The sequence below is a fragment of the Actinoplanes sp. 13 genome (assembly GCF_056134165.1).
Window position 1 is genome coordinate 615,013 of the sequence record NZ_JBVYOQ010000002.1, and the last position, 26,439, is coordinate 641,451.

The 26,439-nt window shown below is 70.9% G+C and carries 22 protein-coding genes; 11 read left to right on the forward strand and 11 right to left on the reverse strand.

Features of this window, described 5'->3' with window-relative positions; genetic code table 11:
• Positions 1-16 precede the first annotated feature (16 nt).
• Positions 17-724, forward strand: coding sequence for an L-ribulose-5-phosphate 4-epimerase AraD (araD, locus tag AC0NH5_RS07295; RefSeq protein ID WP_474401197.1), 708 nt, complete (start codon positions 17-19; stop codon positions 722-724).
• A 275-nt stretch (positions 725-999) separates the two neighbouring features.
• On the opposite strand, the gene AC0NH5_RS07300 is transcribed toward araD, so the two are convergent.
• From AC0NH5_RS07300 to AC0NH5_RS07310, 3 genes are all read right to left on the reverse strand, one after another.
• Entirely contained in the window at positions 1,000-1,485 is a 486-nt protein-coding gene (locus AC0NH5_RS07300; protein ID WP_474401198.1) for a hypothetical protein, read from the reverse strand.
• Positions 1,486-1,489: 4 nt separating this feature from the next.
• Positions 1,490-1,843 carry a hypothetical protein gene (locus AC0NH5_RS07305; protein ID WP_474401199.1) on the reverse strand — a complete coding sequence of 118 codons (354 nt, stop codon included), beginning with the start codon at positions 1,841-1,843 and terminating at the stop codon, positions 1,490-1,492.
• 230 nt (positions 1,844-2,073) lie between these two features.
• On the reverse strand, positions 2,074-3,093 hold the full coding sequence (locus tag AC0NH5_RS07310; RefSeq protein ID WP_474401400.1) for a LacI family DNA-binding transcriptional regulator: 1,020 nt from the start codon (positions 3,091-3,093) through the stop codon (positions 2,074-2,076).
• Positions 3,094-3,434: 341 nt separating this feature from the next.
• Between AC0NH5_RS07310 and AC0NH5_RS07315 the strand changes: the two genes are divergently transcribed.
• The 5 genes from AC0NH5_RS07315 to araA all read left to right on the forward strand — a co-directional run bounded on the left by AC0NH5_RS07315 (position 3,435) and on the right by araA (position 9,548).
• Positions 3,435-4,430: an ABC transporter substrate-binding protein gene (locus AC0NH5_RS07315; protein WP_474401201.1), complete on the forward strand. Its 996-nt coding sequence runs from the start codon at positions 3,435-3,437 to the stop codon at positions 4,428-4,430.
• A 65-nt stretch (positions 4,431-4,495) separates the two neighbouring features.
• A complete protein-coding gene (locus AC0NH5_RS07320) occupies positions 4,496-6,022 on the forward strand; it encodes a sugar ABC transporter ATP-binding protein (RefSeq protein ID WP_474401203.1) in 1,527 nt (508 codons plus the stop codon).
• Complete coding sequence (locus tag AC0NH5_RS07325; protein ID WP_474401205.1) at positions 6,019-7,041, forward strand: ABC transporter permease; 1,023 nt, start codon at positions 6,019-6,021, stop codon at positions 7,039-7,041. The genes AC0NH5_RS07320 and AC0NH5_RS07325 overlap by 4 nt, the downstream gene beginning before the upstream one ends.
• Positions 7,042-7,052: 11 nt before the next feature.
• On the forward strand, positions 7,053-8,063 hold the full coding sequence (yjfF, locus tag AC0NH5_RS07330) for a galactofuranose ABC transporter, permease protein YjfF (protein ID WP_474401402.1): 1,011 nt from the start codon (positions 7,053-7,055) through the stop codon (positions 8,061-8,063).
• On the forward strand, positions 8,064-9,548 hold the full coding sequence (gene araA / locus AC0NH5_RS07335; RefSeq protein WP_474401207.1) for an L-arabinose isomerase: 1,485 nt from the start codon (positions 8,064-8,066) through the stop codon (positions 9,546-9,548).
• A 160-nt stretch (positions 9,549-9,708) separates the two neighbouring features.
• On the opposite strand, the gene AC0NH5_RS07340 is transcribed toward araA, so the two are convergent.
• Positions 9,709-10,425 carry a laminin G domain-containing protein gene (locus AC0NH5_RS07340; protein ID WP_474401208.1) on the reverse strand — a complete coding sequence of 239 codons (717 nt, stop codon included), beginning with the start codon at positions 10,423-10,425 and terminating at the stop codon, positions 9,709-9,711.
• A gap of 288 nt (positions 10,426-10,713) precedes the next feature.
• On the opposite strand from AC0NH5_RS07340, the gene AC0NH5_RS07345 reads away from it, so the two are divergent.
• Entirely contained in the window at positions 10,714-11,460 is a 747-nt protein-coding gene (locus AC0NH5_RS07345) for a hypothetical protein (RefSeq protein ID WP_474401210.1), read from the forward strand.
• 43 nt (positions 11,461-11,503) lie between these two features.
• Here AC0NH5_RS07345 and AC0NH5_RS07350 read toward each other — a convergent pair whose 3' ends face one another.
• Positions 11,504-13,135, reverse strand: a complete 1,632-nt coding sequence (locus AC0NH5_RS07350; RefSeq protein ID WP_474401212.1) for an amidohydrolase — start codon at positions 13,133-13,135, stop codon at positions 11,504-11,506.
• 74 nt (positions 13,136-13,209) lie between these two features.
• On the opposite strand from AC0NH5_RS07350, the gene AC0NH5_RS07355 reads away from it, so the two are divergent.
• The 3 genes from AC0NH5_RS07355 (at position 13,210) to AC0NH5_RS07365 (ending at position 17,030) form a co-directional block, all read left to right on the forward strand.
• Complete coding sequence (locus tag AC0NH5_RS07355) at positions 13,210-13,977, forward strand: helix-turn-helix domain-containing protein (protein WP_474401214.1); 768 nt, start codon at positions 13,210-13,212, stop codon at positions 13,975-13,977.
• An 82-nt stretch (positions 13,978-14,059) separates the two neighbouring features.
• Entirely contained in the window at positions 14,060-14,614 is a 555-nt protein-coding gene (locus AC0NH5_RS07360) for a TetR/AcrR family transcriptional regulator (RefSeq protein ID WP_474401216.1), read from the forward strand.
• A 19-nt stretch (positions 14,615-14,633) separates the two neighbouring features.
• The gene (locus AC0NH5_RS07365; RefSeq protein ID WP_474401217.1) at positions 14,634-17,030 is read left to right on the forward strand and encodes an MMPL family transporter; all 2,397 of its coding nucleotides are present in this window, start codon (positions 14,634-14,636) and stop codon (positions 17,028-17,030) included.
• Positions 17,031-17,411: 381 nt separating this feature from the next.
• On the opposite strand, the gene AC0NH5_RS07370 is transcribed toward AC0NH5_RS07365, so the two are convergent.
• The 6 genes from AC0NH5_RS07370 to AC0NH5_RS07395 all read right to left on the reverse strand — a co-directional run bounded on the left by AC0NH5_RS07370 (position 17,412) and on the right by AC0NH5_RS07395 (position 23,906).
• Positions 17,412-18,503 (reverse strand): glycoside hydrolase family 53 protein, encoded by a 1,092-nt coding sequence (locus AC0NH5_RS07370; RefSeq protein ID WP_474401218.1) that lies wholly within the window; start codon positions 18,501-18,503, stop codon positions 17,412-17,414.
• Entirely contained in the window at positions 18,500-19,600 is a 1,101-nt protein-coding gene (locus AC0NH5_RS07375) for a glycoside hydrolase family 53 protein (RefSeq protein ID WP_474401220.1), read from the reverse strand. Before AC0NH5_RS07375 ends, AC0NH5_RS07370 begins: the two co-directional genes overlap by 4 nt.
• A gap of 102 nt (positions 19,601-19,702) precedes the next feature.
• Positions 19,703-20,719 (reverse strand): LacI family DNA-binding transcriptional regulator, encoded by a 1,017-nt coding sequence (locus tag AC0NH5_RS07380; protein WP_474401222.1) that lies wholly within the window; start codon positions 20,717-20,719, stop codon positions 19,703-19,705.
• Between the two features lie 14 nt (positions 20,720-20,733).
• The gene (locus AC0NH5_RS07385; RefSeq protein WP_474401224.1) at positions 20,734-21,579 is read right to left on the reverse strand and encodes a carbohydrate ABC transporter permease; all 846 of its coding nucleotides are present in this window, start codon (positions 21,577-21,579) and stop codon (positions 20,734-20,736) included.
• Position 21,580: 1 nt separating this feature from the next.
• Positions 21,581-22,540, reverse strand: coding sequence for a carbohydrate ABC transporter permease (locus AC0NH5_RS07390; protein WP_474401226.1), 960 nt, complete (start codon positions 22,538-22,540; stop codon positions 21,581-21,583).
• 64 nt (positions 22,541-22,604) lie between these two features.
• On the reverse strand, positions 22,605-23,906 hold the full coding sequence (locus AC0NH5_RS07395; RefSeq protein ID WP_474401228.1) for an ABC transporter substrate-binding protein: 1,302 nt from the start codon (positions 23,904-23,906) through the stop codon (positions 22,605-22,607).
• A gap of 188 nt (positions 23,907-24,094) precedes the next feature.
• Between AC0NH5_RS07395 and AC0NH5_RS07400 the strand changes: the two genes are divergently transcribed.
• Positions 24,095-26,386 carry a beta-galactosidase gene (locus tag AC0NH5_RS07400; protein ID WP_474401229.1) on the forward strand — a complete coding sequence of 764 codons (2,292 nt, stop codon included), beginning with the start codon at positions 24,095-24,097 and terminating at the stop codon, positions 26,384-26,386.
• Positions 26,387-26,439 lie beyond the last annotated feature (53 nt).

A 26,439-nucleotide genomic window follows, 5' to 3' on the forward strand; every position in this document is an offset into this window, starting at 1 on the left:
GCGCTAACATACCGAGGTGACTCACGGATCCAAGGCGTTGCGCGAGGCTGTTCTCCAGGCCAACCTGATGATCCCGGAAGCCGGGCTCGCCCAGCTGACCTGGGGAAACGTCAGCGGTATCGACCGCGACGGCGGGTATTACCTGATCAAGCCGTCCGGGGTGGCGTACGCGGACCTGACCGCGGAGAGCCTCGTGCCGGTCGACCTGGAGACCGGCAAGGTCCTCGGCGGGGACCTGCGGCCGTCCGTCGACAGCGAGAGCCACCGCGCCTTCTATCTCGCGTGGCCGTCGATCGGTGGGGTCACCCACACGCACTCCACCAACGCGGTGGCCTTCGCTCAGGCGGGTCTCGACATCCCGCTGCTGGGGACCACACATGCCGACACCTTCAACGGGCCGGTGCCGGTGAGCCGCGGGCTGACCGAGCAGGAATGTGCGACCGACTATGAGCTGAACACCGGCCGGGTGATCGTGGAGCTGATCGGGGACGACGAGGCTGCCGCGGGGATGCCTGCCGCGCTGGTGGCCAACCATGGTCCGTTCACGTGGGGGGCTGACCCGGTCAAATCGGTGCAGCACGGGATCATCTGTGAGGCGGTGGCGGAGATGGCGCTGAAGACGCTGGCGCTGAACCCGGCTGCGGCCATCCCGGCGCACCTGGCGGAGCGTCACTTCAAGCGCAAGCACGGGCCGGGCGCCTACTACGGCAACCCGACCACCTGAGCGCCCGGCGAGCAGTGTGTGAAGTTCGGGTGCGATTCGAGCCGCAACTTCACACGCTGGGGTGGCCCTGCATGGGGCGGTGAGCGCTGTCCGCCGAGCGTGGAGCGGTGTGTGAAGTTGGGGTGCGATTCGAGCCGCAACTTCACACGCTGGGGTGGCCCTGCATGGGGCGGTGAGCGCTGTCCGCCGAGCGTGGAGCGGTGTGTGAAGTTGGGGTGCGATTCGAGCCGCAACTTCACACGCTGGGGTGGCCCTGCATGGGGCGGTGAGCGCCGTCAGCGGCGGGACTGGGTGACGATGCGGACCATGTTGCGCAGCTGCCGGCGCAGGCGGGCTGATCCGGTCGGCGGTGGTTCGTCGCGGGTGTTGGTGGTCTTCGCGGGGGGCATGCGCAGGACGTTGGCGCCGGCTTTGCGGGGACGCGGGATCGTGACGGCGGTGGGGGCCGACGGTCCGCGCCAGGTGAACTCGACCTTGCCCAGGGTGACTGTCTCGCCGGACGCGCAGAGGCCGGACTCGCGGTTCTCCGCGGGGCCGTCGGGTCCATAAACGATCATCAGGCTGGTCTCCGCCGCGGACGGTGCGGTGTGGACGGCCCAGACTTCGCCGTAGCCGGTCAGTCCGGTGCCGCCCGCTGTCAGCACCGCCGCGCGCCCGCGTAGTGGCACGGACAGCTCGTGGCCGTCGATGTCTCGGATGTGCAGGGTTCCGGAGAGTCGCGGGTGTCTGCGGCGTAGCCAGCCGGAGGGCGCCGGACTCATTCGGTCACCGTCCCTCGGTCGATGGGCCGGACGCGGTGGGGGTGGCGGCGCCGGTGGGTGAGGCATTGCTGTGGGCGCCGGAGGGTGAGGCATTGCGGCCCGCGACGGCGGGCGGGGCGTTGCGGCGGGGGACCGGAGTCCCGGCGGGCGAGGCGTTGCCGGCGGCGCGCGCGGTGCCGGGGGCGGCCCGGACGCCGGCAGCCGGGGCGTTGCGGCGCGAGACGGAGGGCCCGGCGGGTGCGTCGTTGCGGAGGGGGCCGGAAAGGCCGGCGGGTGCGTCGTTGCGGCGACTGACGTGGTACGGCGTCCCGGTGGGCAGCACCGGGAGCGCCGAGGGTCGTGCGTCGTCGTCGAGCACGTTTCGGACTCTAACGGTCCGCAGCCGTCATGCGGCGTTCAGTCACCGGTCAGGGTGAGTTCTTCGCTGTCGGATAGGGGACCGCGGTGGGTGACCGGGCGCTTCAGCCCGGCGGTCGCGCTGCGGCCCGGGGTGGCAGCGGGTCGCGTGTGGCCCCGGGGCGCGGGCGCCGCGGGCAGCATCGTGCTGGTGGGACGCGTGGGCGTACCAGAAAAGGATGTTGAGACGTTTCACCGATGTGGTGGTGCGACTGTGCTGGCCCGGGGCACCAGCATGGGGGCCACGAGAACCGCCTCGGGTGGTGCGTCGCTGTCGGGCCGGGCCATGTGCCGCAGCAACAGGGCGAGCGCGCGGCGGCCCAGCTCGGCGAAGTCCTGGTGGACCGTGGTCAGCGGGGGGATGAAGTACCCGGAGTCCGGCATGTCGTCGTAACCTACGACGCTGACGTCCGTGGGCACCCGGCGGCCCGCCTCGTGGAGGGCGCGGAGCACGCCGAGGGCGATCCGGTCGTTGGCGCAGAAGATTGCGGTGACCGACGGGTCGGCGGCGAGGCGCTGGCCCTGTTCGTAGCCGGCGGCGGCGTCCCACCAGCCGCTGGTGACCGGGGGCACGACGGCTCCGGCGGCATAGAGGGTGTCGCGCCAGCCCTCGACCCGGGCCTGGGCCTCGGGCCAGTCGGGTGGGCCGGCCACGTGGTGGACGGTGGCGTGGCCGAGGTCCAGCAGGTGGCGGGTGGCCAGGCGGGCGCCGGCGATGTTGTCCACCCGGACGGTGGGGAAGGGCTCGGCCGAGGCCTCGACGGCGGAGTGTGCGGCCGCGCCGCCCACGGCGACGCAGGCGAGGCCGGTCGGCGCGTGGGTGAGGGCGGTGATGACCGACTGCTTCGGCGCGATCGCGATGATCCCGTCGACGTCGTGCTGGGCGAGCCGGTCGACCGCCTCCAGCACCGGGCGGTGGGCCAGCTCGCGCACGGTGGCCACGCTGACCAGGTAGCCGGCGGCCCGGGCGGCGCTCTCGATGCCGTACAGCATGGACTCGGGGCCGAACAACGTGGTCTCGAACCCGATGATGCCGAGCGTGTGGCTCTCCCGGGTGGCGAGGGTCCGCGCGGCCAGGTTGCGGCGGTAGTTCAGCGAGCGCATCGCGGCGAGGACCCGCTCGCGCGTCTCGGCCCGCACGTTCGGATGCTCGTTGATCACTCGCGAGACCGTCTGGTGGGAGACCCCGGCCAGCTTCGCCACGTCGCGCATGACGGTGCCGCGCTCCTTGCCGGTCCGGAGCTCGCGACGCGTCCGGGGAGCACCGCCGGAGGCGTGCGAAACGTCGGCCGGGTCGGGGCCCGGCGCTGGTGCGGGAGTAGCCATTGGGGGATGTTTAGCAGGTGACGGTTCGATGACCATGAGCGATAGGGCCGTTCTTGCAACGAGTCGGAAACGTTGATCAGGATCTCTTGACTGCGAGTTTGAGAACGGTAACACTCACGAAACGCAAGCTGTGACCCCGGTCGCAGCGGCACCCAGATTCGCGCGGTCATGGCAGGTCAGCCAGCCGCCGCTTAATTTGTGAACGGTAACAGTTTCGGGAGGTTATAGTGCGCAGCAAACTCTCCGTGGCCGTGCTGAGCGGTGTTCTCGCCGTCTCGGCGCTCGCGGGCTGTGGTGGAAATGGCGACGACGCGGGCTCGGGCACCAACAGCGGCGGCGGCGACGGTCAGATCACCCTCGGCTTCTCCCAGGTGGGTGCCGAGAGCGGCTGGCGGACGGCGAACACCAAGTCGATCCAGGAGTCGGCGACGGCTGCCGGCATCAAGCTCCAGTTCGCCGACGCTCAGGGCAAGCAGGAGCAGCAGATCTCGGCGATCCGCTCGTTCATCACGCAGCAGGTGGACGTCATCGCCTTCTCGCCGGTGGTCGTCTCCGGCTGGGACGCGGTGCTGCAGGAGGCCAAGGACGCCGACATCCCGGTGATCCTGACCGACCGCGCGGTCGACGCGCAGGACAAGACCCTCTACAAGAGCTTCATCGGCTCGGACTTCGTCGAAGAGGGCAAGAAGGCCGGCGACTGGCTGGTCAAGGAGTACGAGGGCAAGACCGAGCCGGTCAACGTCGTGGAGCTGCAGGGCACCACGGGCGCGGCGCCGGCCATCGACCGGCAGAAGGGTTTCGCCGACGCGATCGCGGCGAACCCGAACATCAAGGTCGTCAAGTCGCAGACCGGTGACTTCAAGCGTGCCGACGGCAAGACCGTGATGGAGCAGTTCCTGCAGTCCACCCCGGACATCGACGTGCTCTACGCGCACAACGACGACATGGGTCTGGGCGCCATCGAGGCGATCGAGGCGGCCGGCAAGGTGCCCGGCAAGGACATCAAGATCATCACGGTGGACGCGGTCAAGGACGGCATGACGGCCCTCGCCGCCGGCAAGATCAACTTCATCGTCGAGTGCAGCCCGCTCCTCGGCCCGCAGCTGATGGACCTGGCGAAGAAGGCCGCCGCCGGCGAGCAGATCCCGGAGCGGGTCCTCACCGAGGAGACCACCTTCACCCCGGAGCAGGCCAAGGAAGCCCTCCCCACCCGTCAGTACTGATCGATACCGCGGGTGTCCCGGCCGGCCCGGCCGGGACACCCGCGGCGCTTCGAAACGGAGCAAGAATGGGCGAGCAGTCCTCGGTCCTCGAGATGACCGGGATCCGAAAAGTCTTCCCCGGCGTCGTCGCCCTCGACGGCGTCGATTTCCGGTTGTTCCCCGGTGAGGTGCACGCCCTGATGGGCGAGAACGGGGCCGGCAAGTCCACCCTGATCAAGGTGCTGACCGGGGTCTACGAGATCGACGGTGGCGAGATCAAGCTCGGCGGTGAGCCGGTGCGGATCGCGGGTCCGCTGCAGGCCCAGCAGGCCGGCGTCAGCACCGTCTATCAGGAGGTCAACCTCTGCACCAACCTCTCGGTCGCGGAGAACATCTTCATCGGCCGCGAGCCGAAGCGGTTCGGCCGGATCCAGTGGAGCGTGATGCGCCGCCGCGCCGCCGAGCTGCTCGCCCGGCTCGACCTGGACCTCGACGTCTCGGCGCCGCTGAACACGTACTCCCTGGCGATCCAGCAGATGGTCGCCATCGCGCGTGCGGTGGATATCTCAGCGCGGGTGCTCATTCTGGATGAGCCGACGTCCAGCCTGGACGCCTCCGAGGTGGAGCAGCTGTTCAAGGTGATGCGCCGGCTCAAGGCCGACGGCACCGCGATCCTGTTCGTCTCGCACTTCCTGGACCAGGTCTACGAGGTGTCCGACCGGCTCACCGTGCTGCGCAACGGCCAGCTGATCGGGGAGTACAAGACCGCCGGCCTGCCCCAGGTGCAGCTCGTCGAGAAGATGATCGGCAAGGAGCTGGCGGCGCTGGAGGACCTGGAGGGCAAGGCGCAGCGCACCCGGGTGCGGGCGGCCGAGGCCAAGCCGGTCATCGAGGCGAAGGGCCTCGGTCGCACCGGGGCGATCGCCCCCTATGACCTCACCATCCACGAGGGCGAAGTGGTGGGCCTGGCCGGGTTGCTGGGCTCCGGTCGTACCGAATTGGCGCGGTTGTTGTTCGGCGCCGACAAAGCCGATCAGGGTGAGGTCAGCCTGGACGGCAAGCCGGTGAACCTGCGCAGCCCGCAGGTGGCGATGAAGCGGGGGATCGCCTTCTCCTCGGAGAACCGCCGGACCGAGGGCATCCTCGGCGACCTGAGCGTCCGGGAGAACATCATCCTGGCGCTGCAGGCGGCGCGCGGCTGGACCCGTCCGATCCCGCGCCGGCGGCAGGACGAGATCGTCGAGAAATACATCAAGGCGCTGCAGATCCGCCCGGCCGACCCGGAGCGCCCGGTCCGCAACCTCAGCGGCGGCAACCAGCAGAAGGTGCTGCTGGCCCGGTGGCTGATCACCGAGCCGAAGCTGCTCATCATCGACGAGCCCACCCGGGGCATCGACGTCGGCGCCAAGGCGGAGATCCAGAAACTGGTCGCCGAGCTGTCCGACGGCGGCATGGCCGTGCTGTTCGTCAGCGCCGAGCTGGAGGAGGTCCTCCGGCTCAGCCACAAGATCGAGGTGCTGCGCGACCGGCGGCTGGTCGAGGAACTCGACAACACCGCCGACGTCGACGCGGACCGCATCATGCAGACCATCGCCAGCGGAGCGACGCCATGACCTCCATCCTCAAGAACAGGCTGTTCTGGCCGGCCGCCATCCTGGTGGTGCTGCTGGCCGTCAACGTGTTCACCTCGAACCAGTTCATCACCGTCCAGGACGGGCACCTCTTCGGCACGCTGATCGACATCCTGCGGGGCAGCGCTCCGCTGGTCCTGGTCGCGCTCGGCATGACCCTGGTGATCGCCACCGGCGGCATCGACCTGTCGGTGGGTTCGGTGATGGCCATCTCCGGCGCGGTCGCCTGCCTGCTGATCAGCGACCTGGGCGACCAGAACAACGTGGGATCGGTGCTGCTCATCATCGGCATCGCGATCGCGGTGTCGCTGGCGCTCGGCCTCTGGAACGGCGCGCTGGTCGCGCTCGTGGGCATCCAGCCGATCATCGCCACGCTGATCCTGATGGTGGCGGGGCGCGGGATCGCCCAGCTGATCACGGACGGTCAGATCATCAACGTGCAGTCCGGGCCGTACGCGACGATCGCCACCGGCTTCTTCCTCACGCTCCCGGTGGCGTTCCTGATCGCCGCCGCCGCGGTGGCTCTGATCGTGCTGCTGACCCGGCGCACCGCGCTGGGCCTGCTGCTCGAATCGGTCGGCGGCAGCCCGACGGCCAGCCGGCTGGCCGGTATCGGCGCCAAGCGGATCACGATCATGGTGTACGTGGTGGCCGGCGGGTTCGCCGGTCTCGCCGGCCTGATCTACAGCGCCAACATCAAGAGCGCGGACAGCATCTCGGCCGGCAACCTGATCGAGCTGGACGCGATCCTGGCCGTGGTGATCGGCGGCACCGCGCTGGTCGGTGGCCGGTTCTCCATCGCCGGCACCGTGATCGGCGCCTTGCTCATCCAGGCGCTCACCGTCACGGTGGTCGCGGTCGGCGTGCCCTCGCAGGCCACGTTGCTGTTCAAGGCCGTCGTCGTCGTGGCGCTCTGCCTGTCCCAGTCGCCCGCCTTCCGCGAGAAGGTGTTCGGGCGCTTCAAGTCTCGTCCCGCAGTCAGGGCGGAGGTGCCCGCGTGACCACCATCGACATGAGCCCGGAGACCGGGCAGAAGCCGGGAGACCCGGCCAACCCACGCCGGCGCGTCTACCGGCCGAACACCAAGTACATCCCGATCCTCGCGACCCTCGTCCTGCTGATCCTGATGTACGGCGGCGGCGTCGCGAGCTACGAGAACTTCGGCCAGCCCAGCGTGCTGGTCAACCTGTTCCGTGACAACGCGGTGCTGCTGGTCGTCGCGGTCGGGATGACCTTCGTGATCCTCACCGGCGGCATCGACCTGTCGGTCGGCGCGGTCATCTCGATGACCACCACGCTGACCGCGACGCTGCTGCAGGGTGGCTGGCCGCCGCTGGTCGTACTGATCATGGTGTTGGGTCTCGGCTCCCTGCTCGGCGCCGCCCAGGGCGCGGTGATCCACTACTTCAAGGTGGAGCCGTTCATCGCCACGCTGGCCGGGCTCTTCCTGGCACGCGGCATCGCGCTGTTCATCAACCAGAGCTCGATCCCGATCCGGGACGAGACCTGGCGGGCCATCTCGCAGTACCGGATCCCGCTCGCCGACGGCGTCGTCACCAAGCCGATCGCCCTGGTGGCGCTCGCCGCGGTGCTGATCGCCGCCGCCGTGCTGGCCTGGACCCGGTTCGGCCGCAACGTCTACGCCATCGGCGGCAACGCCGACTCGGCGCTGCTGATGGGCCTGCCCGTGGCGCGGACCAGGATCCTGGTCTACACGCTCAGCGGCTTCTGCGCCGCGCTCGGAGGCGTGCTGTTCAGCATCAACTCGACCTCCGGCTGGGCACTGCAGGGCAACGGCCTGGAGCTGGACGCGATCGCCGCCTGCGTCATCGGCGGCGTGCTGCTGACCGGCGGATCCGGGTACGTCTGGGGCACCCTGCTCGGCGTCATGGTCACCGGTCTGATCCAGACCATCATCACGTTCCAGGGCGACCTGAACGCGGCCTGGACCCGGATCATCGTCGGCGTCCTGCTCTTCGCGTTCATCGTCATGCAGCGGCTCGTCACCAGAAAGGTGAAATAGATGAGCAACGGGGAAGTCTGGTTCCTCACCGGCAGCCAGGGACTCTACGGCCCGGAGACCCTGGACCAGGTGGCCGCCCAGTCGCAGGAGATCGCCCGGGCGCTCGGCGCGCAGCTCGACGCCGACGTCGTGTGGAAGCCGGTGCTCACGTCGGCCGAGCAGATCCTCGACGTCTGCCGGCAGGCCTCGTCGACGCCCGGCGTGCTCGGCGTGATCACCTGGATGCACACGTTCTCCCCGGCGAAGATGTGGATCGCCGGTCTGGACGCGCTGCGCGCCCCGCTGCTGCACCTGCACACCCAGCACAACGTCGCGCTGCCCTGGTCCGAGATCGACATGGACTTCATGAACCTCAACCAGGCCGCGCACGGCGACCGGGAGTTCGGGTTCATCGAGAGCCGGCTCGGCGTGCCGCGCAAGACGGTCGCCGGGCACGTCAGCAACCCGGCCGTGGTGGCGCGGATCGCGACCTGGGTGCGGGCGGCCCGCGGGTACGCCGCCATGCGCAGCCTGAAGCTGGCCCGCTTCGGCGACAACATGCGCGACGTCGCGGTCACCGAGGGGGACAAGGTCGAGGCGCAGCTGCGCTTCGGGGTCTCGGTCAACACCTACGGGGTGAACGACCTGGTGGCGGTCGTCGACCAGGTGCTGGACAGTGAGATCGACAAGCTGGTGACGGAATACCAGGACGTCTACGAGATCGCCCCGGAGCTGTTGGACGAGCGGCTCGACTCCCTCCGCTACGCCGCACGCATCGAGGCCGGCCTCCGGCAGTTCCTGACCGAGGGCGGCTTCAAGGCCTTCACCAGCAACTTCGAGGACCTCGGCGGCCTTCGGCAGCTGCCCGGCCTCGCGGTGCAGCGCCTGATGGCCGACGGGTACGGCTTCGGCGGCGAGGGCGACTGGAAGACCTCGGTCCTGGTGCACACCCTCAAGGCGATGGCCCCCGGCGGTGCGACCTCCTTCATGGAGGACTACACCTACGACCTCACGCCCGGCAACGAGGTCATCCTCGGTGCGCACATGCTCGAGGTCTGCCCGACCATCGCGGCCGGCACGCCCCGGCTGGAGATCCACCCGCTCGGCATCGGCGGCCGCGAGGACCCGGTCCGGATGGTCTTCGACGCGGCGCCCGGCCCGGCGATCGTTCTCGGTCTGGCCGACCTGGGCGAGCGCTTCCGGCTGGTCGCCAACGAGATCGAGGTGGTGCCGCCGACCGAGCCGCTGCCCAAGCTGCCGGTGGCCCGCGCGGTCTGGAAGCCGGCGCCGTCGCTCTCCACGTCGGCCGAGTGCTGGCTGACGGCCGGCGGTCCGCACCACACGGTGCTGTCGGCCGCGGTGGGCGCCGAGGAACTCGCCGACCTGGCCGAGATGGTCGGCACCGAGCTGCTGGTCATCGACGGGTCGACCACCACCCGGTCGTTCGTCAAGGAGGTGCGCTGGAACCAGGCCTATTATCGCCTGGCCCGCGGCTTCGGGCGCTGAGATCTTCTTTTGGGTACGCCCAGTACAGTCTCGCGCTACACCGCGGCCCGGGCGGTCCGTCCGGGCCGCAGCGCGGCCGCCGGGCTGACCTGCGCCGTCAGTGTGTGAAGTTCGGGCTCGAATCGAGCCCGAACTTCACACACAGCTCAAGTCACGCGGCTCAGCGGGCTTCGAGGGAGATGTAGTCGAGCTCGCCGGCGAAGTAGTCGCAGCCCACCTCGACCTGGTCGCAGTCCAGCTTCCCGCCGATCGACACCGGCCACGCGTTCGCGATCGGCCCGGTCCAGCCGGCCCGCGCCGCCACCCGCTGCCCGTCGATGAACAGCGCGACCCCGCCCTGCAACCGGACACACTGGACCACGTGCCAGGCCCCGTCGTTGATCGGGCGCGGCGCGAACACCTCCCGGGTGCCCTTGGCGCCCCGGAACGTGCACTCCACCCGCCCGTTCGGGATCTGCAGCTTGAAGCTGCCCCCGGCGACCGTGGCCTGGCCCTTCTGGATGATGTTGCCGAACTTGTTGGTGGTGCGCAGCCGCACCGTCACCCCGAAGTCCCGGCTCTCCGGGTTCAGGGCCGGGTGGTGCGGCACCGCCACCAGGTGTCCCGGCCGGGCCGGCGGGGTGTCCGGCTCGAGACGCTCGAAGTGGTAGCCGCCGCTGTAGGGGCCGACCGGCGTTCCGGTGCCCACCTCGTTGCCGATCGTGCCGTGGTGGGCGTGGCCGCTGCTGTCGATCATCCGAGTGGCGCCCGGGGGCTCGTCCATGCTCCAGACCGCGACCTGGAACCGGGGCGCGGCGGCTTGCGCCCCGCTGCCCAGCAGGGCGGTCCCGGTCATCATGGCGGCGGTCAGCAGGACCAGTGAGCGGCGGTTAACCATGCTTTTCCCTCAGGGCGTCGGGCCAGAACATATCGAGCCTAATAGGCGATTTGACTTTTTTGTCCCCAACGGCCGAAACGGCTGCCGGGTGTGCCCGTTCGGTTACTGAAGATCTCTCGCGACCGCCGTCGTCAGCTTGGTAGCATCCGCCGATCATGTCAGCGCCCCGGTGCAGGGTCGCCGGAGCGGCACCGGCCCGGCCGGTGCGGACGACAGACTGGCAATCAGTGAAGGATCGTGTCGAAGTTGCTGCTCAACGGTACGAATGGTGAGACGTCGGAGCATGCTGTGATCGCACCCAACCCCGGCCTGCCGAACCAGGCGCTGCAGGTTCTGGCCCTCGCCCAGCGGACCGCTGAGGAGCACGTCGCGAGCGCCCAGCACCACGCGGACAAGATCCGTACGGATGCGCTGGCCGCCGCGGAGCAGATCGCCCGGGACGCCCAGGCGCACGCGAACAACGTCCGCCGGGAGGCCGACCGGGTGCTGGCCGAGGCGCGTGCCGCGGCCGAGCAGATCGGCCGCGACGCGCAGTCGCACGCCGAGGAGGCCCGCCGCAACGCCGAGAAGATCGTGGCGGACGCCCGGTCGCGGGCCGAGACCATCGGCGCGGACGCGGTGGCCGGCGCCGAGCAGCTCCGGCACCAGGCCCAGCAGCGGTACGACGACGTGGTCGGCAGCCTCGGCGTCAAGCGGGAGGCTCTGCAGCAGCAGATCGAGGCGCTGGAGAACTTCGACCGGGAGTACCGGGGCCGGCTCACCGCGTTCATGCAGGGCCAGCTGCGTGCCCTCTGGATGGACGTGCCGCAGGTGACCGGCGAGGTGCTGGAGGCGGAGCCGGTTCCCGAGGAGCTCGAGGCCGACCCGGCCCGGCAGCAGCCGGCTCAGCAGCAGCCGGCTCAGCAGCAGCCGGTTCAGTCCCCGCAGCCGGCACAGTCCCAGCACCCGGTGCAGGCCCGGCACGCGCAGTCCGGTGAGCAGCCGCTCGAGACCGACGAGGACGCCGGCGCCGCGGACCAGCCCGCCGAGAAGTGAGGCGGTACGCGGTCCGGGCCGTCACACGTCCCGGACCGCGCCGTCACGCGTCACGGGCCGCGTACACCCGCTGTCCGTCGATGAAGGTGAGCGCGACGCGCGTCTCGCCGATCTCGTCCGCCGGCGCCGCGAACGGGTCCCGGTCGAGCACCACCAGGTCCGCCCGGTTGCCCGGCCGCAGCGTGCCGGTGTCGTCCAGCCGGTTCACATGGGCCGAGCCCGCGGTGTACGCGGTCAGCGCCGTCGCCAGATCGAGCGCCTGCTCGCCGAGGAACGGCTCGTATTCGGCGCCGTGGTGCACCCGGTTGACCGCCACGTGCACCGCCTGGAGCGGATCCGGCGTGGTCACCGGCCAGTCGCTGCCCGCCGCCAGGTGCGCGCCGGCCCGCCGCAGGTCGCCGAACGGGTACTGCCGGGCGGCGAGCGCCGGGTCCAGGAACGGGATGGTCAGGTCGTCCATCTGCGGCTCGTGCGACGCCCAGTAGGCCTGGAGGTTGGCCGACGCGCCCAGCTCCCGGAACCGCGGCACGTCCCGCGGATGCACCACCTGCAGGTGCGCCAGGTGCGGCCGGGTGTCCCGGAACCCGTTCGCGCGGCGGGCCGCCGCGATCGCGTCCAGCGCCTCGCGGACGGCCCGGTCGCCGAGCGCGTGGAAGTGCGTCTGGAAGCCCAGCGCGTCCAGCTCGGTGACATATCGCGGCAGCAGCGCCGGGTCGATGAACGACAGCCCCGTGTTCGTGGTGGCACAGCCGCAGCCGTCCCGGTAGGGCGAGGTCATCGCCGCGGTGAAGTTCTCTGCCACCCCGTCCAGCATCAGTTTCACGCTGTCGCTGCGCAGCCGCCCCAGGGTGAACCGCTCACGCTTGTCCACCAGCTCGGGGATCTGCTCGGCGCCGCGGTCCCGGTCCCACCAGAGCGCGCCGACCACGGTCGCGGTCAGGGTGCCGTCGGCGGCCGCGGTCCGGTAGGCGTCGGAGACGTCCGGATAGCCGTTCGTCGCGCAGACCATCGCGTCCTGCCAGGCCGTCACGCCGAGCGAATGCAGCAGCTCCTGGGCCCGGAACAGGCCGGCCAGCCGTTCCGCCGGGGTCACCTCGGGCAGCAGCGCGGCCACCAGCTGCATGGCGCCCTCCTGGAGCCCGCCGGCCGGCGAGCCGTCGGCGGCGCGGTCGATCCGGCCGTCGGCGGGGTCCGGGGTGTCCGCGGTGATCCCGGCCAGCTCCAGGGCCCGGCTGTTCACCCAGGCGCCGTGGTGGTCCCGGTTCAGCAGATAGACCGGGCGGTCGGGCACCACCCGGTCGAGCAGTTCCCGGCCCGGCACCCCGCCGGGGAAGCTTTCCATCGCCCAGCCGCCGCCGGCGATCCACCCGGCCGACGGGTGGGCGTCCGCGTAGGAGCGGATCCGGCGCAGGTACTCGCCGACGTCGACCGTCCCGGTCAGGTCGCACTGGTTGAGCTCCATCCCGCCCATCACCGCGTGCACGTGGGCGTCCTGGAAACCGGGGAGCAGCAGCCGCCCGCGCAGGTCCACGATCTCGGTGCGCGGGCCGGCCAGTTCCCGCACGTCGTCGGCGCCGGCCGCGAGGATCCGCCCGTCCCGGACGGCCACCGTGGTGGCGTACCCGCGCGTGCCGAAGACCGGGCCACCCGTGAGGATCAGGTCAGCAGAGCGCATGATCCGCACCCTAGCGTGGCGGCCGGCCCGCGCCCGCTGTTCCCCGCCTCGGGGGCCGCGACTATGGTGGTCCGATGCTGTCGACCTCTGTCGATCTGAAACGCGACGAGGGCGACGGGGTTTGCCTGTCGTTGAGTGAGGTGACCCGGCGGGTCGAGGCGCTGCCCGGCGTGCGGCCGGTGCGGATCGTCCCGCTGCTGCTGCCGATGTGGGCCACCGAAGTGGTCGCCACGGTGCGGGAGAGCCGGCCCTACGACGTCTTCGACCGCCATCTCGCCCGTGCGGTGCACGACAGCGGCCTGGTGGACACCGCCGAACTGGCCGCGTCCTTCGGCGTGGAGCAGGCGACCGTCGCTCGGGCGCTGCGGTGCCTGGCCGGGATCGGGCACCTCGCCCGCGACGGCGACGGCAGGCTGACGCTGACCGCCCTGGGCCGGCGGTCGCTCGCCGACGGCCGCCGATATCAGCTGCACCAGGGCAGGCGGCTGCTGCTGCGTTTCGACGGGTTCGCCGGCGCCCCGGTGCCGTACTCGTGCGTGATCGCCTCGACATGGCTGCGGGCGCCCGAGTTGACGCTGCCGGACGGCACCAGGTTCCACCCCGCGCCCGGGGTGACGTCGCTGCCGGCCGGCGCGGTGGGCGACCTGCTCGCTCGCGACGATCTCGCCGACTTCACCGGGCCGGTCGTGCCGGTGTCCGCCGAGCCCGCCGGGGTGCGCCCGACGTGGCTGCCGGTCCATCTGGTCGAGTGCGAGGAGGGGCCGCTGGTCTTCGGGCGGACGGTGGACGGACCCGATCCGTACCTCGCGGGCCTGATGGTTGGTCACCCCTTCAGCGGGTAACCGCCACGCTGCCGGATGAAGTGTGGGGACCAACACGGTCCCTCCTGGACCGACTTGGTCCCCAACGGTCTACGGTGGTCCTATGCCGCGTCCAACCAGGCAGCAGATCGACGACGAGATCCTGGACGCTGCCGCGCTCCTGTTCGCCCGGCACGGGTTCAAGGAGACGTCGGTCCAGCGCATCGCCGACACGGTGGGCTACTCCAAGACCGGCCTGCTGCACCGCTTCCCCACCAAGGAGGCGCTGCAGGAGGCGGTCGTCGAGCGCTGCGTCCGGCAGATTCGCGAGATCACGTCCGGTGTCGCCGGGCTCCCGCCCGGCCCGGAACGCGACCGGGCGGTGATCACGGCGTTCGCCGGCCTCGCGCTGGCCCAGCCCGGCGCCGTCGCGCTCCTGCTCACCTCGCTGGTCAGCTCGCCGGAAGGGGAGATGGGCGCCTCCCTGGAGGAGGTCGGCGCCGGCGTCGGCGCGGCCTTCGGCGTCGAGTTCCTCTGCGACCCGACCCGGACCCTGCGGGTCACCGGCGCGCTCGGCGCCCTCGCGGTGGCGAGCGTGGCGCTGCGCGACCACATGACTCCCGAAGCGAGAGCAGTCCTCGTCGAGGTCGGCTACGACGCCCTCGGACACCACCACTAACACAAAGGGATTCCCCACCATGGCAACCCTGCTGCATCGCCTCGGTCTGGCGTCGGCACGCCACCGGATAGCCGTCACGCTCGCCTGGCTGGTGGCCCTGGTGGCCGTCGGCGCCGGTGCCGTCACGCTCTCCGGCACCACGGCGAACACGTTCAGCATTCCCGGCCAGGAGTCGACCACCGCGCTCGACCTGATGACGGAGAAGTTCGGTGCGGCCTCGTCCGGCGCCACCGTCCAGGTGGTGTTCGAGGCGCCGGCCGGCCAGAAGGTCACCGACCCGGCCAACGCCGCGCAGGTCGCCAAGGTGGTCGGCAGCCTCACGGAGCTGCCCGGCGTCGCCTCGGCGAGCAACCCGCTCGACCCGCAACAGCCGGCCGTCTCCCGGGACCAGAGCGCCGCATACAGCACGGTCACCTACACCGTGCAGCCGTCCGAGGTCACCGACGACCAGCGGGCCGCCGTGCTCAGCGCGGTCGACGCCGGTCGCTTCGGCGGGCTGACCGTGGAGGCGCGCGGGGAGGCGCTCAGCAACCCCGCCGACATCGGCGGCGCCTCCGAGATCCTCGGCGTGGTGGTCGCGCTGATCGTGCTGGCCCTGACGTACGGCTCGCTGGTCGCCGCCGGCATGAACCTGCTGACCGCGATCGTCGGCGTCGGCATCGGCGCGGCCGGCATCGTCACGCTCACCGGCTTCGTGGACCTGCAGTCCACCACCCCGATCCTGGCGGTGATGCTGGGCCTGGCGGTCGGCATCGACTACGCGCTGTTCATCGTCACCCGGCACCGGCACGAGCTGCGCCGCGGCCTCCCCGTCGAGGCCGCCGCGGCGATGGCGGTCGGCACCGCCGGCGCGGCCGTGGTCACCGCCGGCCTCACCGTGGTGATCGCGCTCGCCGGTCTCTCCGTGGTCGGCATCCCGTTCCTCAGCGAGATGGGCATCGCCGCGGCGGCCACCATCGTCATCGCGGTGCTCATCGCCATCACCCTGGTCCCGGCCATCCTCGGCTTCATCAAGCTGAAGGCGCTGCCCCGCAAGGTGCGCGACCTGCCGCCGGTCGACGGGGAGGACCTGCCCGTGGGCCGCGGCTTCATCCGCGCCTGGGCGCACATGGTCACCCGGCAGCGACTGCTCAGCCTGATCCTCGCGGTCGCCGCGCTCGCCGTCATCGCGATCCCGTTCTTCTCGATGGAGACCACGCTCAACCAGCGCGCCGCCGAGGGCAGCACCCAGGCCAAGGCGCAGAGCATCATGGACACCCGCTTCGGCCCCGGCGTCAGCAACCCGCTGCTGATCCTCGTCGACGGCCCGAACGCCGTCAGCTACGCCGGTGAGGTGCAGAAGCAGGTCGCCGGCCTGCCGGACGTCGCGTTGACCCTGCCCGCCCGGCCCAGCCAGGACCAGTCGGCCGCCCTCATCACGATCATCCCGGCGTCCGGCCCCGAGGACGAGAAGACCATCGAGCTGGTGCGCTCGATCCGCGACACGGTCGACGACCGCGACGGCGCCGAGGTCTACGTCACCGGCAACACCGCGGTCAGCATCGACGTGTCGCAGAAGCTCAACGACGCGCTCCCGGTCTACCTCGCCCTGGTCGTCGGCCTGGCCTTCGTCCTGCTGGTGCTGGTCTTCCGCTCGCTGCTGGTCCCGGTCGTCGGCGTGCTCGGCTTCCTGCTCACCATCGGCGCCGCGTTCGGCGCCACGGTCGCCGTCTTCCAGTGGGGCTGGGCCGCGGACGCCGTCAACGCCGGTTCCACCGGCCCCATCCTCAGCCTGGCGCCGATCATCATCGTCGGCATCCTCTTCGGCCTCGCCATGGACTACCAGGTCTTCCTGGTCTCCCGCATGCACGAGGCGCACGCCCACGGTGCCGCCCCGCGCGACGCGATCGTCACCGGCTTCCGCCAGGCCGCCCCGGTCGTGGTCGCCGCGGCGACGATCATGTTCGCGGTCTTCGCGGCCTTCGTCCCGGAGGGCAACGACACGATCAAACCGATCGCGTTCGCGCTGGCGGTGGGCATCGCGTTCGATGCCTTCATCGTCCGCATGATCGCCGTGCCGGCGGCGCTCGCGCTCCTCGGCCGGTCCGCCTGGTGGCTCCCGCGCTGGCTGCGGTGGCTCCCGGAGCTCGACGTGGAGGGGGCGGCCCTGCAGCGCAAGGCCCCGGACGCGGACGCCCCGCGCGGCAAGCACGCCGCCGACGCCGTCAAGCCCGCCGGTGTTGCCCAGCCGGACGGTTCCGCTCGGCCGGCCGGTTCCGCTCAGTCCGATGGGGCCGGGCAGTCCGATGGGGCCGGGCAGTCCGACGGCGCCTGGCAGTCCGACGGCGCCGGGCAGTCCGACGGGGCCGAGGGCGACGCCCCGGGTTCCGCCGGTGTTGACGGCGACCCGCGGCACCCCGCCACCCGTTCCTCCTGAACCGTGGCAGTCCGGCTCGCGGGCCGGACGCCACCTCGGCGCCGCCTCACTCACTCCGAGCGAGGCGGCGCCGAGCCGTTTCTTCCTTCGGGGGTACGCGCAGACGACTGGTTCCCGGGAGTCGAGCTGATATCGGGCCGTGCTGCGTGGGGATCTGCGGTTCGTTCCGCACCCGAAGTCCCCACGCTGCCGGCGAGGTGGCACTGGGAGCGGGGCGGTGTGGGGTGAGGGGGAGTGGGCAGCTCAGCCCGGCGGCCGCGCCGCGGCCCGGACCGGTGAGAACGTCGCGGGGTGGCCCCGGCACCGGTCTGGGCGTACCACCGAAGGAGTGGCCCGGTCCGGCGAAGAAGCCGGACCGGGCCGCTCAGCAGGACCCGATGATCAGGGTGTCCATCGCAGGTCGGGGTTGACGTTGCCGGACCAGTCGAAGGTGGCCATGTTGTCCCAGCCGTCCCCGGTCCCGTTGATGTTCGCCGGGTCCCAGCCGTTGCCGCGGATGGCGTACCAGGTGGGCTCCCAGTAGAAGACGCCGACGGCGCCGGCGTTGCGGGCGGTGTTCTGGACCCAGGCGAACTGCTGGGCCTGACCGGCCCAGCTGGCGGGGATGTTGTCGCAGAGGACGGTGCCGGGGATGGAGTTCTTCTCGCTGTCGGCGTCGGCGGCGGTGAACTGGTAGGCGGTCTCCACCACGACGACCGGCTTGCCGTACCGGGTGCGCATGTCGGTGATGACGTTGTAGAGGTTGGCGAGCGTGCCGTGCCACATGCAGTAGTACGAGAGGGCGGTGACGTCCCAGGTGACACCGGCCGCGCGGATGCCGTCGTAGAACCAGCGGGCGTTGGACAGGCTGTCCGAGTTGGCGGTGTGGATCAGCACCTGGGTCGCGCTGTGGCAGGCCTTCGTGGCGTTGTAACCCTGTTTGAGCAGCGCCGCGAGCGGGGCGAAGTTGCTGTTCACGATCTGGCCGCGGGGCCAGAGCATGCCGACGTTGATCTCGTTGCCGATCTGCACGCTGTCGGGGGTGGTCCCCTGCGCCTTCAGCGCGGTGCAGACGTCGTAGGTGTAGTTGTAGACGTCTGTCTGGAGCTGGGCCAGTGAATGCGACGCCCAGGCGGCGGGGGTGAACTGCTTGCCGGGGTCGGCCCAGGTGTCGGAGTAATGGAAGTCGATCATCAGCTTGAGGCCTTTGGCCTTGATCGCCTTGGCCTGCTGGAGGACCTTCGCCTTGTTGTTGTAGCCGCCGGCGGGGTTGTTCCAGACCCGTAGCCGCATGTAGTTGGCGCCGGCGCCCTTGAGGATGTCGTACGGGTCGGTGGCGACGCCGTTCCGGTAGTACTTGCCGCCGAGGTCCAAGGTGCGCTGCAGGCTGGAGACGTCGGCGCCGAGCATGGTGAGCGGGGCCGCCTGGGCGGCGGTGGGGGTGAGGGCGACCAGCAGGAGGCCGGCCAGGGCGGCTTTCAGGAGACGCATCATCGCTCCCAGCGGAGGTACGGGTTGACCCGGCCGCGGTCGTCGAAGGTGGCCATGTTCTCCCAGGCGTTGCCCGAGTTCTCGATGTCCTCGGTGTCCCAGCCGTTGCCGTCGATCGCGGTCCAGGTCGGCTCCCAGTAGAAGACGCCCAGCGCGCCGGCGTCCCGGGCCGCGTCCTGCACCTGCTGGAACTGCAGCGCCTGGCCCCGGCGGGTGGCCGGGATGCCGTCGCAGGGCGCCGGCGAAAGGATGATGTTCTCGAGGTGGTCGAAGTTCTCGGTGGTCCAGGGGTAAGCGGTCTCCGCGATCACGACGGGTTTGCCGTAACGGCTCCGGACCTCGGTGAGGATCGACCGCAGGTTGTCCAGGCTGCCGTGCCACATGCAGTAATAGCTCAGTGCGGTGATGTCCCACCGGGCGCCGGCCGCGGTGATGCCGTCGTAGAACCAGCGGGCGGCGCCGGGGTCGCCGGCCAGGGCGGTGTGGATCATGACCTGGGTCTTGCGGTTGCAGGCCTTGGTGGCGTCGTGCCCGGCGTTGAGGAGCTGGGAGACCGGGCCGAAGTCGCTGTCGGCGACGTAACCGACCGGCCACAGCATGCCGACGTTGATCTCGTTGCCGATCTGCACGCTGTCGGGCGTGGTGCCCTGCTGTTTCAAGCTGGTGCAGATGTCGTAGGTGTAGTCGTAGACGTCCTTCGTGAGCTGCGCGAGGTTGTGTCCCTCCCACGCGGCCGGCGTGAACTGCTTGCCGGGGTCGGCCCAGGTGTCCGAGTAGTGGAAGTCGATCAGCAGCTTGTGGCCGGCCTTCTTGATCGCCCTCGCCTGCTGGAGGACCTTGGCCTTGTTGCTGTACCCGCTGGCCGGGTCGTTCCAGATGCGCAGGCGCATGTAGTTGGCGCCGGCCTTGGCGAGGATGTCGTACGGGTCGGCGCGCTTGCCGCGGGCGTCGTAGAACTTCTGGCCGAGTTCGAGGGAGCGGGGAAGGGTGGAGACGTCCGCACCGAGCATCGACAGTCGGTGCGCCGGGGCGGCTGGGGCGGCGGTGGGGATGAGGACCGCTGCCAGGACAGCAGCGATCACGGCGGACAGGCGTTTCATGACGCTCCTTTGGGGACTAAAGGGACGAAATGGTGCCGTACGGGAATCGGGAGCCGGCCGAGGGAGCGGGACCGGCCCACGCTGAGGCCTGAGCGGAGGGGCTCAGGCGGGGGAGGAGGAGCGGATCACCAGGCTGGTCGGCACGGTGATCGACAAGGGCGTGCGCCCGGCGATCACATCGACGAGGAGGCGGACCATCTCCTCGCTGATGCGCTCCAGGGGGTGCTGCACGGTGGTGAGCGGCGGATCGGTGGTGGCGGCCAGCCCCGAGTCGTCGAAGCCGACCACCCGGACGTCGCCGGGGACGTCGCGGCCGGCCTCGCGCAGCACCGGCAGCGTGGCGGCGGCCATCGCGTCGGAGGCCGCGAAGACCGCGTCCACCTCGGGGACCCGGGCGAGCAGCGTGCGCATCCCGGCCGCGCCGCTCTCCCGGCTCCAGTCGCCGTGCACCACATAGGCCGGGTCGACGGCGAGGCCGGCCGCCGCCAGGGCGTCGGTGTAACCCCGCAGCCGGAACACGCCGCCGAAGGTGTCCTGCGGTCCGGTGATCGTGGCGATCCGCCGGCAGCCGGCCGCGAGCAGGTGCTCGACCGCGGACCGGCCGCCGCCCCAGTCGTCGGCCGACACCGAGCTGATCGTGTCCTCGAAGCCGAGCACCTGCCCGCAGGCCACGATCGGGACCTCGGCCTGGACCAGCTGCCGCAGCAGCGGGTCGCCCGAGTGCGGGGAGACCAGCAGAACGCCGTCGACGTGGCCGCCGGAGAGGTACGCGATGGCGCGGCTGCGCTCCTCCGGGGTGGAGGCGATCATCAGGATCAGCGTCAGCTGCCGGTCGGACAGCGCCTGGGCGACCCCGCGCAGCAGCACCGAGAAGTTCGGGTCCTCGAAGAGCAGGTGCTGCGGCTCGGTGAGCAGGAAGGCGATCGAGCCGGAGCGGCCGGTCGCCAGCGAGCGGGCATGCGGGTTCGCGGTGTACCCGGTCCGGGCGATCGCGTCGCGGACCGCGCGGACGGCCTCCGGGCTGACCCAGTCACGCCCGTTGAGCACCCGGGACACCGTCGCGTAGGACACCCCGGCCTCGCGAGCGACGTCGCGGATGGTGGGGCGTTTGCGCGACACGTTCGGGATCATAGTCAGGCCTTCACGCCGCCGGCGGCCAGGTCGACCTGCCAGTACCGCTGGAGCGTGAGGAACAGGGCGATCAGCGGGACGATCGAGAGCAGCGCGCCGGTGATCACCGACGTGTACATGGCCGGCTGGTTGGCGCCCTGGTTGAGCAGGCCGTTCAGCCCCACCGTGATCGGGTACAGGGTGTCGTCCCCGAGCATGATGTACGGCAGCATGAAGTTGTTCCAGATCGCCACGAACGTGAACAGGAAGATGGTCACCAGGCCGGTGCGCATCATCGGCAGCACCACCCGGGCGAAGGTGCGCCAGTCGCCGGCCCCGTCGATGCGGGACGCCTCCAGGATCTCGGTGGGCACCGCCGCCGCCGCGAAGATCCGGGCGAGGTAGATGCCGTACGGGCTGATGAAGCTGGGCAGCAGCACCGCCCAGTACGTGTTGGTCATCCCGACCTTCGCCAGCAGCAGGTACTGCGGGATCGCCAGGATCACGCCGGGCACCAGGACGCCGGCCAGGATCACGTTGAAGATCAGGCTCTTGCCGCGGAACTCGAACTTGGCCAGGGCGTACCCGGCCATCGCGGAGATCAGCGTGGCGGCGGCCGCGCCGACACCGGCGTAGAGGACGGTGTTCGCCATCCACAGCCAGTACAGGCCGTCGCGGTAGTTCGCCAGGTCGACGATGTTGGCCCAGAGGGCGGTGCTGGGCGCGAACGTGAAGGTGGAGAACAGCTCGCCGGCGCTCTTGGTCGAGGCGACCAGCACCCACAGGACGGGTAGTAGGCAGTAGGCCGCGCCGAGCAGGAGCAGCGTGGTGGCGAGCGAGGACCGCTTCTTGATCGAGACAGCGGACATGTCAGTCCTCCTGGTTGAACGCGCGACGGCCGACCAGCTTCAGGAAGCCGAAGGACAGGAGGAACGTGGCGACCGCGATGATCACCGACGTGGCGGCGGCCGCGTAGATGTCGTTGCGGGTGAACGCGTCCCGGTACACCTTCATCAGCGGCGTCCAGGTCGTGGAGATCGTGTTGGCGAGGGGGCGCAGCGTCATCGGCTCGGCGAACACCTGGAGGGTCGCGATCAGCGAGAACACGAACGTCATCACCAGCGACGGCATCACGATGGGGATCTTGATGCGCCAGGCGATCGCGACCTCCGACGCGCCGTCGATCCGGGCCGACTCGTACAGGCTGGCCGGGACCGCCCGCAGTGCCGTGTAGATGACGATCATGTTGAAGCCGGTGCCGCCCCAGACCGCGATGTTGGCCACCGCCCACAGGGTCGCGCTCGACGAGAGCAGGTTCGGCGCGGCGATGCCGACCGACTCCAGGACGTCGGTGATCGGGCTGACCCGCGGCAGGTAGAGGAAGCCCCAGAGCAGCGAGGCCACCACGGCCGGCACCGCGTACGGCAGGAAGATCGACACCCGGGCGAACCTGCCGATCGACTCCCGTGTCCGACCGGCGTCCAGCAGCAGGGCCATCAGCAGGGCCAGGCCGAGCATGGTGGGGACGACGATCAGCCCGTACGCCCCGACCCGCAGCACGCTGGGCAGGAAATCCGGGTCGGTGAGCGACCGGGTGTAGTTGCTCAGGCCGGCCCACACCTCGGTCCGGGCCTTGGCGCCCAGGCCCAGCCCGCTGACCTGAACCTTGCGCAGACTCAGGTAACCGGCGTACACGATCGGCGCGGCGAGGAAGAGTACGAAGAGCACCATCGCCGGGGCGAGGAACGCGTACGGGGCGCCGTTCCGCCGGGGGGCCGACCGGACCGTGGCCGGAGTGGTGCTGCTGGGGGCTTGTGTGATCAGCGACATCGCCGAACCTTCCTGTGGCGAAGGACCGGGGCCCGGGCGGGGCGCGCCCGCCCGGGCGGCCGGGTCATCCGGCGACGGTGAACCCGGTGTTCTTCAGGTCGTCGACGGTGGTCGTCTGGATGGTGGCGAGCGCGCCGGTGAAGGCGGCGGCCTTCTTCGCCTCGGCGGCCTTGCCGAAGGCGTCGTTGAACGCGCTGTACGCGACGTTCACGTTCGGGCCGTACGTGAACGGCTTGGTGGTCTTCGCGGCCTCGGCGGCGAGCGTGTAGAAGTCCGCCTGGCCCTCGAAGAACGCGGGCGGGCTGGTCAGCACGCTCGTCGCGTCGGTGGCGGCCGGATAGACGTTGGCCGTGCCGGCCAGCAGCTCGAGGGCCTCGGGGTCGCTGTTCAGCCAGGCCACGAACTGGGCGGCCTGCTTCTTGTGCTTGCTCTGGGTGGTCACGCTGGTGGCCGAGCCGCCCCAGTTGCCGGTGGCCGGTGCCGCGGTGTCCCACTGCGGCATGGGCGCGGCCTTCCACTTGCCCTTGGTGTCCTTCGCGCTGCCCTCGAGCACGCCCGGCGCCCAGACCGCGCTGACCCAGCCGACCTGCGTGCCGTCGTTGAGCGCGGCGTTCCACTCCGGCGTGTACATCGGCTTGTTGTCGATCACGCCCTTCTCCACCAGGCCGCCCCAGTACGAGGCGACCTTCTGCGTGGCGGCGTCGTTGATGCTGACGCTCCACGCGTCGCCGTTCACGCCCCACCAGGAGGCGCCGGCCTGCTGCGCGAGGCCGGCGAAGAGCCCGGCGTCGGTGGCCGAGAACGTGCCGAGGTACTGCTTCGGATCCGCCTGGTGGATCTTCTCGGCGGCCGCGGCGTACTCGTCCCAGGTCTTCGGGGCCTGCAGGTTGTTCTTCTCGAACACGTCGGAGCGGTAGAAGAACATCAGCGGGCCGGAGTCCTGCGGCACGCCGTACACCGCCTCGGAGCCGAGGGTGACCGAGTTCCAGGCGCCCTCCGGGAACTTGTCCTTGAGCGAGCCCGCCTCGGCGGCGATGTCGGTGATCGCGTCGGCGGAGACCAGAGTGGGGATCTTCTGGTACTCGGCCTGCATGATGTCCGGTGCGCCGCTGCCGGCCTTGATCGCGGTGAGCAGCTTGGTGACCGCGGGGTCGCCGCCGTCCTGCTTGTTGACGGTGACCTTGATGTTCGGGTTCTTCGCGTTCCAGGCCTCCACGACCTTCTCCATGTTCGGCGCCCAGCTCCAGTAGGTCAGGGAGACGGGGCCGGTGGGCTCCTCCCCCGAGGTGCCCGGGTCGGAGCTGGTGCAGGCGGTGACGGCGAACAAGGTCAATGCGGCCGCGAGGGGCGCGAGTTTCGTCTTCATCGATCCTCCTTGATCGGCTTGGCCGGGAACGGGAAGCCGGGGACGGGGGCTCAGCCCCTGTGACCGGTTACAGTGCTGCCGGTACGGCCCCGTGTCAAGACCTTGCGTCCCACCCGTTACGCCTGTGTATCGTTCGCACTCGCCGGTCTGTGACCGGTTACAGTTCAATGTCGCAAGGAGCTGATCCCATGCCGCTCTCCGTCCGCCACCAACCCTGGGCGACGCCGCTGCGCCGACCGCGGATGAGCAACGACGAGGACGTGCGGGCCGGGCTCTCGCTGACCAACCGGTACCTGATCCGCGACGGCCGCCCGGTCGTCCCGGTCTCCGGCGAGATGCACTTCAGCCGGGTGCCGCGGCACCGGTGGGCGGAGCGCCTGCGGCAGATGAAGGCGGGCGGCGTCACGGTCGTGGCCAGCTACATCTTCTGGCTGCACCACTCATCGCGCCGTGGCGAGGCTCGCTTCGACGGCAACCTGGACGTGGCCGCGTTCGTCGACCTGGCGGTCGAGACCGGTCTCGACGTGGTGCTGCGGATCGGCCCGTGGTGCCACGGCGAGTCCCGCAACGGCGGCTTCCCCGACTGGGTGCAGCACGCGCCGGTCCGCCACCGCACCGACGACCCGGGATACCTCGCGCTCGTCGCCGAGTGGTTCGGGCAGATCGGGCAGTCGCTGGGCCCGTCGGTGGAAAAGGTCATCGGCATCCAGCTGGAGAACGAGCTCTACGACCAGCCGCGGCACCTGGTCACGCTCAAACGGCTGGCCCGCGAGGCCGGCCTGACCGCCCCGCTCTGGACCGCCACCGCCTGGGGCGGCGCCGACCTGCCCGCCGGCGAGGTCCTCCCGCTCTACGGTGGATACGGCGACGGGTTCTGGGTCGACGCGGACGCGCCCTGGGACCCGACCTTCCGGGACCACTACTTCTTCTCGCACGTCTGGGACGACCCGGGCATCGGTGCCGACGTGCGCCGCGCCCAGACCATCGTGGCAGCCTCGGGCGGCCCGCGCACGCCGTCCGCGGAGTTTCCCCCCGCGACCTGCGAACTCGGCGGCGGGATGGCCACCGCCTATCACCGGCGGCCCCGCCCCGACGCGCTCGACGTCGCCGCCATCGCCCACTGCAAGATCGGCAACGGCTCGGCCTGGCAGGGCTACTACATGTACGCCGGCGGCACGAACCCCGGACCCGACCTCCAGGAGTCGCACGCCACCGGCTACCCCAACGACCTGCCGCGCCTCGGCTACGACTTCCACGCCCCCATCGGCGAGGCCGGCGCCCTCGCGCCCAGCCACGCCGCGCTGCGCCACCAGCACGCCTTCCTCGCCGCGTTCGGCGACCGGCTCGCCGGGATGCCGTCCAGCCTGCCCGACGTCCGCCCCGGCGGCGTCGAGGACGACCGGACCCTGCGCTGGGCGCTGCGCAGCGACGGCGACAGCGGCTTCCTCTTCATCGCCTGGCACCAGCCGCACGTCCCGCTACCGGCATACCGCGGCGCCCGCTTCCGCGTCACCCTCGCCGACGGCGACCTCGAACTCCCGTCCGCGCCGGTCGACGTGCCGCCCGGCACCCTCGCCCGCTGGCCGGTCAACCTCACCGCCGGCGGCGTCCGGATCGCCTGGGCCACCGCCAGCGCACTCACCCTGCTCCCCGGCCCGGTGCCCACGTTCGTCCTGATCGCCGAGAACGGCATCGACCCCGAGATCGCGGTGCGCACCGACGGGGGGATCCAGGTGCACGACGTGACCCCCGGCCTGCACCCGGTCCGGCTGGGCGCCCTCGACGTGCTCGTCCTCCCGGCCGGGACGGCCGGATCGGCCTGGATCGCCGAGGCCGGCGGCCGGCGGCTGCTGCTCAGCGACGACGAACTCCAGTGGGACGCCTCCGGGCCGGTGACGGTCAAGGCCACGGGCACTGCGGGGGTACGCGTATACGACCCGTCCAGCAGGTCCTTCGCCGACGTCGCGGTGCCGTGCGAACCCGGGATCCGCGTCCCGGTCGCCACCACCCCGGTCCGTTCCGCGGCGGTGACGGTCCCGGTGACCTACGGCAAGCACGAGGGGCGGCCCTCCGCACCCGGCCCCGACGTCTTCGGCGAGCTGGCCGCCGTCTACCGCCTGGCCCTGCCGTCCTGGGCCGCCGAGGAGGACCGCGACCCGCTGCTGCGCATCTTCTGGGCGGGAGACGTCGGGGAGTTGCGCATCGACGGGGTGACCGTGACCGACCGGTTCTGGGACGGTTCGGGCTGGACGGTCAACCTGGTCGACGCGGGATACCGCCCGGGGGCCGAGGTGACCCTGCACGTGCTGCCGCTGGCGGCGGGCTCGCCGGTGCACGTGCCGCACGAGGCCCGGCGGCGGCTCGCCGCCGTCGACGACCAGCTCCTCGCCCTCGACGCCGTCGAGGTGATCGGCCGCTCGACCACCGTCGTCGACCTCCCCACAACCCCGAGCCGGTCCGACGCCCCGGACCACGCCTGACCGAACCGCAACCGCCCGCGCCCGGGCGGCCGTTCGACGTCGGCGCCCTCGCT

Coding starts and splice junctions, on each gene's coding strand:
- AC0NH5_RS07300 (WP_474401198.1), bottom strand. CDS start 1,485: ATGAGTCCGGCGCCCTCCGGCTGGCTACGCCGCAGACACCCGCGACTC.
- AC0NH5_RS07310 (WP_474401400.1), bottom strand. CDS start 3,093: ATGCGCGACGTGGCGAAGCTGGCCGGGGTCTCCCACCAGACGGTCTCG.
- AC0NH5_RS07320 (WP_474401203.1), top strand. CDS start 4,496: ATGGGCGAGCAGTCCTCGGTCCTCGAGATGACCGGGATCCGAAAAGTC.
- AC0NH5_RS07325 (WP_474401205.1), top strand. CDS start 6,019: ATGACCTCCATCCTCAAGAACAGGCTGTTCTGGCCGGCCGCCATCCTG.
- yjfF (WP_474401402.1), top strand. CDS start 7,053: ATGAGCCCGGAGACCGGGCAGAAGCCGGGAGACCCGGCCAACCCACGC.
- araA (WP_474401207.1), top strand. CDS start 8,064: ATGAGCAACGGGGAAGTCTGGTTCCTCACCGGCAGCCAGGGACTCTAC.
- AC0NH5_RS07340 (WP_474401208.1), bottom strand. CDS start 10,425: ATGGTTAACCGCCGCTCACTGGTCCTGCTGACCGCCGCCATGATGACC.
- AC0NH5_RS07350 (WP_474401212.1), bottom strand. CDS start 13,135: ATGCGCTCTGCTGACCTGATCCTCACGGGTGGCCCGGTCTTCGGCACG.
- AC0NH5_RS07355 (WP_474401214.1), top strand. CDS start 13,210: ATGCTGTCGACCTCTGTCGATCTGAAACGCGACGAGGGCGACGGGGTT.
- AC0NH5_RS07360 (WP_474401216.1), top strand. CDS start 14,060: ATGCCGCGTCCAACCAGGCAGCAGATCGACGACGAGATCCTGGACGCT.
- AC0NH5_RS07365 (WP_474401217.1), top strand. CDS start 14,634: ATGGCAACCCTGCTGCATCGCCTCGGTCTGGCGTCGGCACGCCACCGG.
- AC0NH5_RS07370 (WP_474401218.1), bottom strand. CDS start 18,503: ATGATGCGTCTCCTGAAAGCCGCCCTGGCCGGCCTCCTGCTGGTCGCC.
- AC0NH5_RS07375 (WP_474401220.1), bottom strand. CDS start 19,600: ATGAAACGCCTGTCCGCCGTGATCGCTGCTGTCCTGGCAGCGGTCCTC.
- AC0NH5_RS07385 (WP_474401224.1), bottom strand. CDS start 21,579: ATGTCCGCTGTCTCGATCAAGAAGCGGTCCTCGCTCGCCACCACGCTG.
- AC0NH5_RS07390 (WP_474401226.1), bottom strand. CDS start 22,540: ATGTCGCTGATCACACAAGCCCCCAGCAGCACCACTCCGGCCACGGTC.
- AC0NH5_RS07395 (WP_474401228.1), bottom strand. CDS start 23,906: ATGAAGACGAAACTCGCGCCCCTCGCGGCCGCATTGACCTTGTTCGCC.
- AC0NH5_RS07400 (WP_474401229.1), top strand. CDS start 24,095: ATGCCGCTCTCCGTCCGCCACCAACCCTGGGCGACGCCGCTGCGCCGA.